This is a genomic window from Arthrobacter sp. BE255 (genome assembly GCF_031457335.1).
Taxonomy (GTDB): Bacteria; Actinomycetota; Actinomycetes; order Actinomycetales; family Micrococcaceae; genus Arthrobacter.
On sequence record NZ_JAVDWK010000008.1, the window covers coordinates 148,186 to 162,686 of the forward strand.

Consider the following 14,501-nt stretch of genomic DNA (forward strand, 5'->3'; position numbering starts at 1 on the left):
TTTACTTGTATTACTTGTCGGCGTCTGCGGCGGGAGCCTCGGCAGCGGCCGGAGCTTCCTCGGCAGCCGGCGCAGCAGCTTCAGCGGCCGGAGCTTCGGCAGCGGCCGGAGCAGCAGCCTCTTCAGCCTTGCTGCCTTCGAGGAGTTCGCGCTCCCACTCAGCCAGCGGCTCTTCCGGTGCTTCCGTGGTGCCCGTGGCGCGCTGGTTACGGGCGATCAGGCCCTCAGCAACGGCGTCGGCGACAACGCGGGTCAGCAGGTTCACGGAGCGGATGGCGTCGTCGTTGCCCGGGATCGGGAAGTCAACCTCGTCCGGATCGCAGTTGGTGTCCAGGATGGCAACAACCGGGATGTTCAGCTTCTTGGCTTCGTCAACAGCAAGGTGTTCCTTTTTGGTGTCCACGATCCAGAGCACCGAGGGTGCCTTGGTCAGGTTGCGGATACCGCCAAGGTTGGTCTCAAGCTTGGTGAGTTCGCGGCGAAGGAGCAGCAGTTCCTTCTTGGTGTATGCGGAACCGGCGACGTCGTCGAAGTCGATCTCTTCCAGTTCCTTCATGCGCTGGATGCGCTTGGAAACGGTCTGGAAGTTGGTCAGCATACCGCCGAGCCAGCGCTGGTTCACGTAGGGCTGGCCTACGCGGGTTGCCTGCTCAGCAATTGCTTCCTGGGCCTGCTTCTTGGTGCCGACGAAGAGTACGGTGCCGCCGTGGGCAACGGTGGCCTTGACGAACTCGTAGGCGCGGTCGATGTAGGACAGCGACTGCTGGAGGTCAATGATGTAGATGCCATTGCGTTCCGTGAAGATGAATCGCTTCATCTTCGGGTTCCAACGGCGGGTCTGGTGTCCAAAGTGGACGCCGCTGTCAAGCAGCTGGCGCATAGTTACGACGGGCATGCCGGCGCTCCTTCCGGCAGGTCATTCATGAGAAGGCCCTGAGGCCCTCTTACCCTGCCAATAGTTGACGGTTATTTAGCGTGGCCCAAGGCGGGCCGTGCTCCTGGCATCCATTGCACTTCCCATCAGGGCCCTGGGGTCCTGACCGCGGGAGGCACAATCCTCCTCACACGAAGCCGGGGGCAACAGATGAGGTGGGCTGGATGCGCGTAGTCAGCCGCTGCTCCCCCGCACCTCTGAATGAGACGTGCTGACGCATGGCGGACCGGCGGATTTAACCGCTGAAACGACAAACGTTGAGGGCGCAGCAAACTGCTCCGTCAAGTGTACTACAGGCACCCCCTCCGGGCGGACACCAGGAAGGGCGCCAGAGGCCGTTGTCCACATAGCCAAAACGGCCCTTCCGGCAGTGTGAATGGCAGCGGGATGCTGGGCAGATGAAAGCTCCAGCATTGCTCGCCGCGGTCCTGCTGCTTCCGGCGTCCGTCACTCCGGCCGGTGAAGTGCTGTCCGCCGGCCCGGCGCCGGTCCCCGGAGGCCGTTTCCCGGCTGTTGCGGCATCTGCCGGACCGGCTCCGTCCAAGCCGTCATGGGAATGGCCTCTTGCGCCCAGGCCCGGCGTACTTCGGGCGTTTGATCCGCCGGACAAGCCGTGGATGAGCGGACACCGCGGCGTGGATCTTGAGGCAACGCACGACGGCGTTCCGGTCACCACGCCGGAGTCCGGAACCGTCAGCTTCGTGGGCGTGGTGGTTGACCGGCCGGTCATCACCATTGATCACGGAAACGGGCTGCGCAGCAGTTTCGAACCGGTGGAAAGCTCCCTGGCAACCGGGGCCACAGTGGCCAAAGGTGACGCGATCGGGACGCTATTGCCAGGCCACTGCGGCGCCCGTCCATGCGTCCACTGGGGCGTCCGGCGCGGCGAGGACTACGTGAATCCCCTGGAGTTCGTACTGGACCTCCGGCCCTCCATCCTGCTCCCCCTGTCCCGGGGCCGGCCCGGCCCGGGACAGGACGATCGCGCAGGCTAAACGATCGCGGAAATGCCCGTGATGGCGCGGCCCGTCACCAGGGTGTTGACCTCATGCGTGCCTTCGTAGGAATAGATGGCCTCCGCGTCGGCGAAGATCTTGGCCATCTCGAAGTCGGTGACGATTCCGTTGCCGCCCAGGAGGCTGCGCCCGATCGCCACACTTTCGCGCATCCGTGCCGTCGTGAATGCTTTGGCCAGGGCGGACTGCTCGTCTTTCGCCTGGCCGGCGTCCTCAAGCTGGGAGAGCCGGACCATCATGCCCATGGAGCTGACGGCATTCCCCAGGATCTGCACCAGCTGGCTCTGGACGAGCTGGAAGGATGCCAGCGGGCGGCCGAACTGGTGGCGTTCCACGGCGTAGCGGCGGGCCACATCGAATGCCGCCAGCTGCTGGCCCACGGCCTGCCAGGCAACTCCGAGGCGGGTGACCTTGAGGACCTTGTTGGTGTCGCGGAAACTGTTGGCGTTGGCGAGCTTGAAGAAGTCGGGCACCAGCACGTTGTCCAGCTTGATGTCGGCGTTCTGGACGGTGCGCAGGGAGATCTTGTTTTCAATCTTGGTGGCGCTGAACCCCGCAAGCTTGGTGTCCACCAGGAAGCCCTTGACCTGGTTGTCCGCGAGGTCCCGCGCGTAAATGACCACCCAGTCCGAAAAGGTGGCGTTGCCGATCCAGCGCTTGGCGCCGTTTATGATCCAGGAGTCGCCTTCGCGCCGGGCAGTGGTGCGCGTCCCGCCGGCCACATCCGAGCCGCCCAGCGGCTCGGTCAACCCGAAGGCACCGATCTTCTTCAGCGAGTAGATGTCCGGAAGCCAGGCGTCCTGCTGTTCCTGCGAGGCCAGCGCCTCGATGGATCCGGTGAAGAGGCCGTCGTGGACGCCCATGAACGTCGAAATCGAGGTGTCGGCCCGCGTGACCTCAGCGTGCATCAGTCCGGCGAAGAGGTTGGAGTGCCCCTGGCGCCTGACCGGGCTGACCAGGTCGATCTCGGCCAGCCTGGGGATGAGGTCCATCGGGAATTCGCCGCGGTTCCAGCAGTCCACGGCGATCGGACGGACTTCGCGGGTGAGGAATTCGCGGACCTCCGCGAGCCTGTCCTGCTCTTTCCCCGTGAGCAGCTGCTCAAAGGCGAAAAAGTCACCGTCGGCGTACGGAAGCTCGTTGATGTCAATGGATTTCCTGGACATGGTTTCCTCGCAGGGGGTCAGTACTGGCGGAAGAGCCCCACGGGATGGATATCCCAGGGAACCCACTAAGTTACTGGTCAGTAACATACCGCATCCTGGAGGTTAAACCAACGAACCGCGGCCTGGTGTGGGCCACGGTTCTTTGGACTGAAATGACGGTTCTAGGGGTAGGGCTACTCGGACTTGAACCGAGGACCTTAGGATTATGAGTCCCGCGCTCTAACCAGCTGAGCTATAGCCCCGTGCGCCCTGCGGATCCGCGTCCAGGGGAACTTCGGATCCAGCGGGGCAAAAACACTCTAGCAAACCACGGAATGCCTTCAGACCACCTTGTCTTCGAAGCCTGCCCCGCGGTACAGGTCTTCAAAGGTCTGCAGTGTCCCCTGCATGCTGTGCGGCTCCACCATCCGGCGGCTGGCCTGGCCCATGTCAGCCAGCTCTTCTGCCGGCAGCTGGAGGACCCGCGTGATCTTGGCCGCAAGGTCGTTGCTGTCGTTCGGGGTGAAAAGGTAGCCGTTCTCGCCGTCCCGCACCAGGTGCGGCAAAGCCATGGCATCGGCAAGCAGCACCGGCGTGGACGCCGACATGGCCTCCAGGGTGACCAGCGACTGCAGTTCTGCGGTACCGGGCATGCAGAACAGGTCAGCCCTGATGTACGCCTCACGGAGGTCTTCGTCGCTGGCCAGGCCCAGGAACTTCACCCGGTTCCCCAGGCCCAGCCGTTGCACCTGGGCCTCCAGGGCGGCGCGCACCTCGCCGCCGCCAACAATTTCCAGGTGGACGTTCAGTTCCGGCGGCGTCTTGGACACAGCATCAATCAGCACGTCCACGTGCTTCTCCTCGGCCAGCCGCCCTACGAACAGCAGCGTGGGGTTCGGGTGGCGTTCGATGACTTCCCCGGGCTGCAGCTCATAGGCCGAGGCATCGATGCCGTTGGAAAGCGGCAGCACCTTGCGGAGGAAGGCATGCTGGTGCATTGCCTTGGCGGCCAGCGGCGTGGGGGTGGTGACGACGTCGGCCTGCCCCATGACCTTGCCCATGTCCTTCCAGGAGATCTTGCCGATGATGTCCTTGAACCACTGCGGGAACGGCAGGAAGGGGTTGAGGTTTTCGGGCATGAAGTGGTTGGTGGCCACAACCCTGACGCCGCGCTTCACGGCCTCGTACAGGACGTGTTCGCCAATCATGTAGTGGCTCTGGATGTGCACGACGTCGGGCTTGATCCGGTCGAACAGGAGGCTGATCTCCTTCTTGATCTCCCAGGGAAAGCAGATCCGGAAGTATTCGTGCGTAAAGACGCCATGCGAGCGGAGCCGGTGCACTGTGGCCTCGGACCGGAACTCGGTGAAGCTCTTTCCGTTGTCCGCCCGGCACGCCAGGACGTGCACGTCGTGGCCGCGCCCTGTCATTCCCTTGGCGAGCCGGTAGCCGAACGTGGCGGCACCGTTGATGTGGGGCGGATAGGTGTCCGCGGCGATCAGGACAGTCAGGGGAGGCTGGTCGGCGGGCGTTGTCACGTGGAGAGCTCCTGATGGTCTCGGTGCCGGCAGCTGGGGCTGACGGCACCGGTTGGCCGCTGGCACGGTGGTGCCGGGCCTCTTAGTGAAAATCGGCTAGTGGGACGCCCGGCCCGCGGCCTTCCGCGCATCCTTCTTGCGCTTGGTGACCTCGGGGTGGTGCCTGGACAGGGCGATCACCCCAACGATAGCAAGGGAAGCGGCCGTACCCATGGCAATCGCCATCACGGCGTGGACGTCCGGGCGGAGTTCGCCCAGAATGACGATGCCGATGGCGATCCCCACGATCGGGTCGATGACGGTGAGGCCGGCGATGACCAGGTCCGGCGGTCCGCCGGAGTAGGCGTTCTGGACAAACCAGGAGCCCAACCCGCCGGCAGCGGCGATGGCCACCACGGAGTACCACTGCACGTTGAGCAGGACCAGCCCGTTGGGATCCAGCAGGTGCTTGCCGATGATCCTCGTCAGGACGGCCACAAAACCGAACAGGACGCCTGCACCCAGGATGTACACGAACGCGCTCATCCGGTGCCTGAACATGGCCGCCAACGTGCCGAAAACACCGACCGCGAGTGCCAGCAGCAGCACAATCGTGAGTTCGTCGTCGTGGCTGACGTGGTGGTTCTCCTGCGTCACGTTGACGGCGAGCAGGACAAACAGGGCCGACCCGCTGACGCACGCTGCGATGGCCACCCAGGTGGCCCTGTTGATGGTGAGGTCCTGGTCCCGGGCATTGACCACGGTAGTGATCACCAGTGCAATTGCGCCGATCGGCTGCACCACGGTCAGCGGAGCGGATACCAGGGCGACGGCATTCATTCCCATGCCTACGCCGAGCAGGAGCAGTCCCAGCACCCAGCGCGGGTTGCGCAGCAGCCTGAGGAAGCCGTTGGAACTGAGGGCCAGGCCGCCGGTATCGGCCTTAACGGCGCTGCCCTGCTTCTGGGCACCGATGGCCAGGAAGAATGCTCCGAGCACCGCGAGCAGAACCGCCAACCACACCATCAGGCGGTACCGCCGTCGTGAGGTGGCTGCATTCTGCCCTTTCGCAGGATGGCCCAGAAGTAGTTATAGGCGGCAATCCAGTGCCCCGCGAGGCCGAGGCCAAGCACCACCCAGGCCGCAAAATGCAGGGCTTCACCCAGGGGAACATCCAGCCGGGACAACACCAGCATGGGCGTGCCAAGGAGCAGCAGTCCGGTGCGGATTTTGCCGATCCGGCTCACCGGAAGGTCCGGGTGGCCGCCGAAGTAGGACAGCGTCAGTACGAGCAGCACGGCGTCGGGAATGACCAGTGCCGCGAGGTAGAGCCAGTGCACCACGCCGGCAATCACCAGGGTGACGGCGACGGCGATCAGCGCCAGCCTGTCGGCGATCGGGTCCATCACCCGGCCCAGCCTGGACGCCTGGTCGAACCGGCGGGCTACGTAGCCGTCCACCCAGTCGGTGCCGGCCATGACGGCCAGGACCAGGACGGCCCAGCCGTACTCCTTTTGTGCCAGGACCAGCCAAATGAAGAGCGGGACACCCATGAACCGCAGGACGGTGAGGGCATTGGGGACTGTGAAGACAAGGTCGTGGTCAACCTGGGGGCGGCCCGGACGGGAGCCAGCACCAATGAACTTCATCCCGTCCCCCCCTTTCTTCAAAGCATGGTGTGCAGCATGGCGTGTGGAGCTACGGGTTTTTCAGCAGCTTGCGCAGCAGCACCACAAAAACGGCCGCAGCGCCTGCAAAAGCGGCCAACGGCTTCCAACGAAGCGCGGCCCCGCCCGGTTCCCCTGACAAGCCGGTAATCTTCTGGGCCGCGACCTCCCGGCCGTGGTTCAGCAGAACCTGGCCCTCCCTGAGCTTCTCCTGGGCGGCACCTGCAAGGAACCGGACCTGGGGCTTGATATCGAGTTCGGTGTCCAGTTCGTCGCGGACCTCCGTGAGGTGGCGCCGGCGCTGGTCGAGGCGGCGGTGCAGCTCGGGTTCGGACGCATGCGGGAATTCCTTGTCGTGCGCCTCGGCTTTGGCTTCCTTTTCTGCCTTGGCCTTCGCAGCAGCTTCTGCCTTGGCGGCCTTGGCGGCCTTCGCTTCGGGGCTGGACGGATCGAGGATCGCCGGGTTGAAGTCCGAGCCTTCCTTGAGGATGCCGAGGTCGTGCTTGATCCCCCGGATGGTCTCCTCCGGAACCAGCGGCATGGCCTTCTTGAACTTCTGCACTCCCACCAGGCCGCCGATCACGGCGATCAGCAGGAACGCGGCACTGACCAGCAGTGCGGCCAGCCACGCCGGCATGATGGTGGCCAGCCCCATGATGGCGGCAACGATGAGCCCTACGACCAGGAACGCCACAAAAACCAGGGCGACGGCGAGGAACGCCGCGGCCACTCCGACCTGGATGCCCTTGCGCTTGATCTCAACCTTGGCCAGGGCGATCTCGTCATTGATCTGGCGGGGAGCCAACCGAAAAAGGAGTTTGAGGGTTCTGGGGAGCGCAGTGATGCGCAGGCCCTGGCTGGTCCGCCCGCTGTGACGTCCGCTCATCGGTTCCGCCTAACTGGTTGCATGGTCGATTCGGCTTCCGTGTACTGCGGGAGAGTGCAACTGCACAGTCCCCGCCCACAAAACTATCATTCAGGTTCAGGACGAACTTCGGGCCATGCGGAGCGGCGTGCCCTCCAACGCTGTAAATGTTGGATACATCGGGCCTAGGATTGATCTCCGTGACCATAACCGCCAATCCGGGCGATCTGCTGACGCGCCGCCGGAAACTCCTGTACATCCTCCTGCTCGGCGCCCTCACCGCCCTGGGACCGTTCACCATCGACCTGTACCTGCCGGCTTTCCCTGCCCTTGAGGCCAGCCTGGGGGTCACCGAGGCGCAGGTCCAGCTGACGCTGGCCGGGACTACTGTGGGCTTCGCCCTGGGCCAGTTGGTGGTGGGACCCTTCAGCGACAAGTTCGGACGGCGGCTTCCGCTGATTCTTGCCACGGCCCTGCACATCGCCGCGTCGGTGGGTGCAGCACTGTCCACCGACATCGCAACGCTGGGTTTGTTCCGCGTGCTGATGGGCGTCGGCGCCGCGGGCGGCGGTGTGGTTGCCATGGCCATGGTCAGGGACCTGTTTTCCGGATATGCAATGGTGCGGATGTTCTCCCGGATGGCGCTCGTCAACGGGCTCGCCCCCATCCTGGCGCCGGTCATCGGCTCACAGCTGCTGCTGGTCATGCCCTGGCCCGGGATTTTTGTGTTCCTCGCCTCCTACGGCACCCTGGTGATCATCGCTGCGCTTTTCCTGGTCCGTGAGACGCTCCCGCCGGAAAAGCGCGGCCAGTCCGGACTGACAGCCGGCCAGCGCTACAAGGTCCTCTTCACCGACCGGATCTTCGTGGGGCTCCTGCTGGTGGGCGGAATGAACTTCGCCGGGCTTTTTACGTATCTCTCCGCTTCGCCCTTCCTGTTCCAGGACGTCTTTGGTTTCTCCCCCCAGCAGTACGGCCTGCTCTTCGGCATTAATTCGCTGGGCATCGTCGCCGGTGTCCAGACCAGCTCCCGGCTCATCAGGCGTGTACCGCCGCAGTGGATCCTGGCGTGCTCCACTGCCTGGATGTTCCTGATGTCCCTGCTGATTGTGCTCTTCGACCAGCTGGGACTTGGCCTATGGGGAGTCATGGTGCCGCTCTGGTTCTACATCCTGGGCACAGGCTTCACGTTCCCCTGCGTCCAGGTCCTTGCCCTGGCCAGCCATGGCGATAAGGCAGGTACCGCGGCTTCCCTGCTGGGGGCCGCCACGTTCATGATGGCCGGCCTGATCTCTCCGGTGGTGGGTTGGCTGGGCATCGAAACGGCAACACCCATGGGTGCCGTGCAGGCGGCATGCATCCTGTTGGGAATTGCGGCGCTGTGGCTGGTTGTCCGGCCCCGCACCGTCCCTTCGATCCACTGAGCTCCCGCGACTGGAGCCGGCTTCGGGCCGCAGCCGCCGGCAGTAGGGTGGGACGATGACACGCAAGCCGCACCGCAACGGACGGGGACTATTCCTCGGCGCGGTGCTGGGCGCCGTCGTGGGCTACTTTGCCGGCCGGGCGCTGGGCAACCCGGCGATCGGCATCATCCTTGGCTCACTGGCCGGGTCGGCCCTGCTCTACCGCCTCAATCCGGGCCCCTGGAACCGTCCCTGACCGGCCTGCGGTGGCCGCGCGGGGCGCGAAAGACGGAGAGCCGGCCCGTTCCACCCCCCTGCCGCCAGGGACGCTTCCCGCGATAAAATGTTTCCGTGCACAGCTGGCAGGACCCACCGCCACTCCCGGCCACGTGGCAACGGTGCGACACCGGCATATTGCCCCTGTGGTGGGATCGGCTGTGTGCCCAAACAGGTGAACAGTCCGCAGCACTGTACGCCGCGGGCCTTTTCACCGAGGACCGCCGCCGGCCCATCGCGCAGTGGTACAACCCCGCTTTCAACGCGGCGCTGCTCGTAGCACCCGAGACCTCCCCCGAATGGCCGGTGCAGCGCTTCGGCATCTTCTACGCGCCACCGGACGCCGGCTTCACGCGCGTGTACTCCGCCCCGCACGAATGGCACCCACGGGAGCCGCGCAAGTCCCCCACCGAGCAGGAGGCCTTCCAGGCGGCCATCGCCGAGGCAGAGCGCTTCCTGCAGGTGGAGATGGACTTCGTCTGACAGATCACGACGACGGTGGCCCGGCGGGGGAAAGCGCGGGATGGTCCCAGCGCATCACGAAGTCGGCCTGCCGGAGCGCGGCGGAGGGGCCCAGGAACGCCATGCTGCGCAGCATTCCGTTCCTGAGGCTCCGCACCACGGGATTCCGGGCCGTGGCGAGCCGCGCGATCTGCCCGGACCGGCGCACGATCAGCGTAGTTCGCGGCAGGCGGGCCGCAGTGTAGTCCGCAAGGCCGTCAGCCACAGTGTCCGCGGCGGCAACGCAGTACGCGAGCGTGACGGCGCGCACGCGATGGCACCGAACAACGGGAAGAGACAAAAGTCCCCGCCCTCCATGAGGAGGACGGGGACTTTTTGTGTTTGCTCCTCCTGCTGGACTTGAACCAGCAACCCTTCGATTAACAGTCGAATGCTCTGCCAATTGAGCTAAGGAGGAATGAAGCAGGTATGACATTAGCAAAGGTTTCCCGGGAATGTGAAATCGGCGCCCTGACGGCGAAGAAATACCCTCCCCGGGTATAAAAAAGTCCCCGTTCCGGAGGCCCGGAACGGGGACTGTGCGCTCCTCCTGCTGGACTTGAACCAGCAACCCTTCGATTAACAGTCGAATGCTCTGCCAATTGAGCTAAGGAGGAATGAAGCGGGTACAAGCCTAGCAAAGACCCCGCGGGGAAGTGAAATCGGCCGGGCCTACGCGTCCGAGCGCAGCGCCCGGCGCTCCATTTCCAGCATCATCAGTTCCCTGTTCAGCCGCTGGAAATCCTCCGGGTCCGCCGCCGGATCCAGCCGCTGCAGCTGGCCCATCTTGTCCGCTTTCACCCGGGTGATCTGCAGCTCGAACAGCCGCGAGAGAATGTCCCGGCAGTACTTCTGGACCGCTTCCTCGGTGCTCGCGGGCAGGGGCACCACAGCAAGTTCGGACACCAGCGGCCGGAGTGGTTCCGGCACCTCGTTCATGACCTGCTCCACCCAGCGGACGGGGTCTCCGATGAGTCCCGGTCCGGAGGCACGCATGGCATCATGAATGGCCTGGAAGGCCGGTGTGACGAATCTCGCAGCCGAGAAACGCTCCCAGATGCCTCCGCCCAGGAGCGAGGGCTCCTGCAGCGCCACCTCGATCGCCTGCCGCTCCATGGACGCCACGGGGTCGCGGGGGTCGGGCCGGTTGTAGGAGGGGACAGCGCCCGACGCCGGCCCTGCAGCGACGCCGGGTCCGCCCGGCTGCGGCGTGGACGCCGAGGTGTGGGGACCGCCCGGGGCAGTGTCGCCCGGGGCGCCAGGCGGGCCGGAGGCAGCACGTTTCATGGCGACCGCCACGGCCCTGCTGACGTCCTCCACGGACATGCCGAGCCAGCCCGCCAGTTCACGGGCGTACGCGGGCCTGATGCCGGCGTCGCGGATCTGGCCCACCACTGGAGCGGACTCCCGCAGTGCGGCCACCCGGCCTTCCACGGTGTCCAGGTTGTGCCGCTTCAGGGTGGCGCGGATGGCGAATTCGAACAGCGGCCGGCGGGCGTTGATGAGGTCCCGCACCGCGGCGTCTCCCCTGGTTTGCCGCAGGTCGCAGGGGTCGGCGCCGGTGGGCTCCACTGCCACGTACGTCTGCGCGGTGAAGCGCTGGTCTTCTTCGAAGGCCCGCAGGGCCGCCTTCTGGCCGGCGGCGTCGCCGTCGAAGGTGAAGATGACCTCTCCCCCGGTACCGTCGTCGGAGAGCAGGCGGCGGGCTATCTTGATGTGCTCTGTGCCGAACGCGGTGCCGCAGGTGGCCACCGCCGTCGGAATTCCCGCGAGGTGGCAGGCCATCACGTCCGTGTAGCCTTCCACCACCACCAGCTGGCGGTCCTTGGCGATGCTCCGTTTGGCGAGGTCGATCCCGTAGAGCACCTGGGACTTTTTGTAGAGCGTGGTTTCGGGGGTGTTGAGGTACTTGGGGCCTTGGTCGTCCTCGTAGAGCTTGCGCGCACCGAAGCCGATGGTGTCCCCGGCGATGTCGCGGATGGGCCAGATCAGCCGGCCACGGAAGCGGTCGTAGATGCCCCGGTTTCCTTCCGAGAACATGCCTGTGAGCTTCAGTTCCTGATCCGTGAAGCCGCGTCCGCGGAGGTGCTTGAGGAGTGCGTCCCAGCCCTGCGGTGCATAGCCGACGCCGAACTGTTCCGCGGCGGCGCGGTCAAAGCCGCGGCCGTGCAGGAAGTTCCGGCCTTCCGATGCCCCGGGGGTCAGCAGCTGGGCGCGGAAGAATTCGTCGGCGATCTTGTGCGCGTCCAGGAGCCGCTGCCGCTTGCCCACTTCTTCACGGTTGGGCCCGGTGCCGCCGTCTTCGTAGCGCAGCTCGTAGCCGATGCGGGCGGCAAGCTTCTCGACGGCTTCGTGGAAGGAGGTGTGGTCCTGTTTCTGGACAAAGGCGATGACGTCGCCGTCCTCGCCGCAGCCGAAGCAGTGGTACCTGCCCACCTGGGGGCGGACCGTGAACGACGGCGACCGCTCGTCGTGGAAGGGGCACAGGCCCTTGTAGGTTCCCAGCCCGGCACCCTTGAGCGTGACGTAGCCGTCAACCACTTCCTTGATGTCCGTGCGCTGGCGTACTTCGTCGATATCTTCACGTTTGATCAGGCCAGCCACAAAGCCATCCTAGCCCCGGGGCCGGACAAGCCGGTCCGCCGTGAGGCGTCCGTCACCACAGCGACGGCAGGCTCCCCACGAGCCGTTCGTACATGGCCAGAGCCGAGCCGTCCGTCAGCGACGCAACCTGGTCGATGACCACCCGAAGCCGTGCGCCGTCGTCGGCCGCGTCCCGCCAGTCCGCCGCGAACATGGGTTCGAGGTGGCGGTCCCCGGTGGCACTGAGCGCGGTGACAAGGGAGTGCAGCACTTCGCGCTGGCGCTCGTAGATCGGCTGGCGGTGTTCGGTGGTCATCACGAACGTGGTGGCCAGGCCCTTCATCACCGCGATCTCCATCACCGTTTCGTCCGGCACCATCAGCTCGGCGTTGTACCTGGTGAGGTTCTCCGGGCCGTACAGGGCGCGGGTGGTCTCCAGTGCGCTCTGGCAGAACCGGCCGATCAGCTGGCTGGTCATGTTCTTCAGCGCAGCCATGGATTTGCGGCTGCCGTCGGCCTCGCGCACCCAGACGTCGGTGGCTTCCAGCCGGGCCAGGGCGGCGTCAATGGCGGCGGGATCGTTGTGCGGGAGGTACCACTGCTTGGCGTAGCCCACCACGCGGGCCCGGTGGTCCGGGTTGTCCATCCAGCGGAGCTGGAAGTGCCCGGCGACGATCGCGTCCTCGACGTCGTGCACGGAGTAGGAAATGTCGTCCGCCAGGTCCATGACCTGCGCTTCCAGGCAGGACCGGCGCACCGGTGCGCCGTCCCTGAGCCAGTTGAAGATGGGGAGGTCGTCCTCGTAGGCGCCGAACTTGCTGGTGCGCTGGCCGTGGATCACCGGTGCCTCCAAGGCAGACCAGGGATACTTCGCGGCAGCGTCCAGGCTCGCCCGGGTCAGGTTCAGGCCGGCCGGGCGGCCGTCCGGGGCCAGGACCTTGGGCTCCAGCCGGGTGAGCAGGCGGAGGGTCTGGGCATTGCCTTCGAAGCCGCCGATGGCGTGCGCCACCTCATTCAGGGCGGACTCGCCGTTGTGGCCAAAGGGCGGGTGGCCGAGGTCATGGCTGAGGCAGGCCGTGTCCACCACGTCCGGGTCGCAGCCGAGGGCGCGGCCCAGTTCACGGCCAACCTGCGCCACTTCCAGGCTGTGCGTCAGGCGGGTCCTGACGAAGTCGTCCGTGTCAGGGGCCACCACCTGGGTCTTGGCGCCCAGCCGCCGCAGCGCAGACGAGTGCAGCACCCGGGCGCGGTCCCGCTCGAAGTCCGAGCGGTAGGTGGTTTTGGGCGGTTCCTCCACCCAGCGGGCGGAATCGTGGGCGTCGTAGCCGGGCAGGACCGGTGCGGTGGTGCGGGTCTCAGCCACCGGAAACATCCAGCTCCGCGGCGGCGATGTCCTGGGACTGCGCGTCGTTGAGGGCCCGGGAGTCAAGCCAGTCCTTGGGCAGCGCCGGTTTTTTCGGCGATCCCGCACGGCCGCGCGGGCCTTCAGCGTCCACGCCGGGGTATGGGGACTCCTGGTCCAGCTCGGCCAGCGTTTCGCGCAGGACCTGCAGGCTGGTGACCAGGGCCAGCCGTGTGCGCAGCTCCCCGCCCACGACATAGCCCTTGAAGTACCACGCCATGTGCTTGCGGATCTCGCGCAGCGCCTTGCCCTCGTCGCCGAAGGTTTCCACCATGAGTTCCGCGTGGCGGTAGACGCCTTCCGCCACCTGCCGCAGGTTCGGCTTGTGCCTGGTGTCGCTGCCCTCGAACGCGGCCTGCAGGTCCCCGAAAAGCCAGGGCCGGCCCTGGCAGCCGCGGCCCACCACAACGCCGTCGACGCCGGTTTCCCGGACCATGCGCACGGCGTCCTCGGCGGACCAGATGTCGCCGTTGCCCAGGACGGGAATGTCCGGCAGGGCTTCGCGCAGCCGGGCGATCGCGGTCCAGTCAGCCTGGCCCGAATAGAACTGCGCGGCCGTGCGGCCGTGGAGTGCGACGGCGGCGACGCCGGCATCGCGCGCAATCCGGCCGGCGTCGAGGTACGTCAGGTGGTCCTCGTCGATGCCCTTGCGCATCTTGATGGTCAGCGGGACGTTGCCCTTGGACGCCTCTTTGACCGCGGTCTGGACGATCGAGGTGAACAGGTCGATCTTCCAGGGCAGGGCCGAGCCGCCGCCGCGACGTGTCACTTTGGGAACCGGGCAGCCGAAGTTCAGGTCGATATGGTCCGCCCGGTCTTCGTCCACCAGCATCCGCACTGCGGCGCCCACGGTCACCGGGTCCACGCCGTAGAGCTGCACGGAGCGGACCTTCTCGTCGTCGTCGTGGGAGATGATGCGCAGGGATTCGGGCGTGCGTTCCACGAGGGCGCGGGAGGTGACCATCTCCGCCACGTACATGCCGCCGCCGTATTCACGGCAGAGTCTGCGGAAGGCGGAGTTGGTGATGCCCGCCATGGGAGCCAGGATCACGGGGGTGTCCACCGTGATGGGGCCCAGCTTCAGGGGCGGGAGTTCCAGCTTGGGGGCGGGAGGCGTTGCTGTAACAGTCACCTGTCCATTGTCGCAAAGCCGGGCAAATCGGGGCGGCACCCTTGGCAGGGATGCTTCCCT

General features: G+C 65.8%; 14 protein-coding genes and 3 tRNA genes. 4 read left to right on the forward strand and 13 right to left on the reverse strand.

All coding sequences use genetic code 11. The features are described 5' to 3' along the window. Window positions 1–10: 10 nt before the first annotated feature. Entirely contained in the window at window positions 11–895 is an 885-nt protein-coding gene (gene rpsB / locus J2X42_RS14880; protein WP_310166411.1) for a 30S ribosomal protein S2, read from the reverse strand. A gap of 437 nt (window positions 896–1,332) precedes the next feature. Here rpsB and J2X42_RS14885 point away from each other — a divergent pair, with 437 nt between their 5' ends. Beyond that, window positions 1,333–1,929 carry a M23 family metallopeptidase gene (locus J2X42_RS14885; protein WP_310166414.1) on the forward strand — a complete coding sequence of 199 codons (597 nt, stop codon included), beginning with the start codon at window positions 1,333–1,335 and terminating at the stop codon, window positions 1,927–1,929. Here the strand turns inward: J2X42_RS14885 and J2X42_RS14890 are convergent. The 6 genes from J2X42_RS14890 to J2X42_RS14915 form a co-directional block, all read right to left on the reverse strand. After that, entirely contained in the window at window positions 1,926–3,116 is a 1,191-nt protein-coding gene (locus J2X42_RS14890) for an acyl-CoA dehydrogenase family protein (RefSeq protein WP_310166416.1), read from the reverse strand. The two genes, J2X42_RS14885 and J2X42_RS14890, sit on opposite strands and share 4 nt — an antisense overlap. 168 nt (window positions 3,117–3,284) lie before the next feature. Next, window positions 3,285–3,358 (reverse strand) — tRNA-Ile (locus J2X42_RS14895). Between the two features lie 78 nt (window positions 3,359–3,436). Continuing rightward, entirely contained in the window at window positions 3,437–4,633 is a 1,197-nt protein-coding gene (locus J2X42_RS14900; protein ID WP_310166417.1) for a glycosyltransferase, read from the reverse strand. A gap of 96 nt (window positions 4,634–4,729) precedes the next feature. Then, window positions 4,730–5,638 (reverse strand): DMT family transporter, encoded by a 909-nt coding sequence (locus tag J2X42_RS14905; RefSeq protein WP_310166418.1) that lies wholly within the window; start codon window positions 5,636–5,638, stop codon window positions 4,730–4,732. Beyond that, window positions 5,638–6,261, reverse strand: a complete 624-nt coding sequence (locus tag J2X42_RS14910) for a CDP-alcohol phosphatidyltransferase family protein (protein WP_310166419.1) — start codon at window positions 6,259–6,261, stop codon at window positions 5,638–5,640. Before J2X42_RS14910 ends, J2X42_RS14905 begins: the two co-directional genes overlap by 1 nt. A 49-nt stretch (window positions 6,262–6,310) precedes the next feature. Continuing rightward, window positions 6,311–7,165 (reverse strand): phage holin family protein, encoded by an 855-nt coding sequence (locus tag J2X42_RS14915; RefSeq protein WP_310166421.1) that lies wholly within the window; start codon window positions 7,163–7,165, stop codon window positions 6,311–6,313. Between the two features lie 146 nt (window positions 7,166–7,311). Between J2X42_RS14915 and J2X42_RS14920 the strand changes: the two genes are divergently transcribed. The 3 genes from J2X42_RS14920 (at window position 7,312) to J2X42_RS14930 (ending at window position 9,306) form a co-directional block, all read left to right on the forward strand. Further along, entirely contained in the window at window positions 7,312–8,568 is a 1,257-nt protein-coding gene (locus J2X42_RS14920; protein ID WP_396134083.1) for a multidrug effflux MFS transporter, read from the forward strand. Window positions 8,569–8,623: 55 nt separating this feature from the next. Further along, the gene (locus J2X42_RS14925; RefSeq protein WP_310166423.1) at window positions 8,624–8,803 is read left to right on the forward strand and encodes a hypothetical protein; all 180 of its coding nucleotides are present in this window, start codon (window positions 8,624–8,626) and stop codon (window positions 8,801–8,803) included. A gap of 95 nt (window positions 8,804–8,898) precedes the next feature. Then, window positions 8,899–9,306: a hypothetical protein gene (locus J2X42_RS14930; RefSeq protein WP_310166426.1), complete on the forward strand. Its 408-nt coding sequence runs from the start codon at window positions 8,899–8,901 to the stop codon at window positions 9,304–9,306. Window positions 9,307–9,310: 4 nt separating this feature from the next. Here the strand turns inward: J2X42_RS14930 and J2X42_RS14935 are convergent, their stop codons facing one another. The 6 genes from J2X42_RS14935 to dusB all read right to left on the reverse strand — a co-directional run bounded on the left by J2X42_RS14935 (window position 9,311) and on the right by dusB (window position 14,441). Continuing rightward, complete coding sequence (locus tag J2X42_RS14935; protein WP_310166428.1) at window positions 9,311–9,595, reverse strand: hypothetical protein; 285 nt, start codon at window positions 9,593–9,595, stop codon at window positions 9,311–9,313. A gap of 74 nt (window positions 9,596–9,669) precedes the next feature. After that, window positions 9,670–9,742, reverse strand: a tRNA-Asn gene (locus tag J2X42_RS14940). Window positions 9,743–9,868: 126 nt separating this feature from the next. Next, window positions 9,869–9,941: transfer RNA gene (locus tag J2X42_RS14945), tRNA-Asn, on the reverse strand. A gap of 55 nt (window positions 9,942–9,996) precedes the next feature. Then, window positions 9,997–11,928 carry a DNA primase gene (gene dnaG / locus J2X42_RS14950; protein ID WP_310166430.1) on the reverse strand — a complete coding sequence of 644 codons (1,932 nt, stop codon included), beginning with the start codon at window positions 11,926–11,928 and terminating at the stop codon, window positions 9,997–9,999. Window positions 11,929–11,980: 52 nt separating this feature from the next. Beyond that, complete coding sequence (locus tag J2X42_RS14955) at window positions 11,981–13,279, reverse strand: deoxyguanosinetriphosphate triphosphohydrolase (protein ID WP_310166432.1); 1,299 nt, start codon at window positions 13,277–13,279, stop codon at window positions 11,981–11,983. Then, window positions 13,263–14,441, reverse strand: a complete 1,179-nt coding sequence (gene dusB / locus J2X42_RS14960; RefSeq protein WP_310166433.1) for a tRNA dihydrouridine synthase DusB — start codon at window positions 14,439–14,441, stop codon at window positions 13,263–13,265. The genes J2X42_RS14955 and dusB overlap by 17 nt, the downstream gene beginning before the upstream one ends. Window positions 14,442–14,501: the final 60 nt, after the last annotated feature.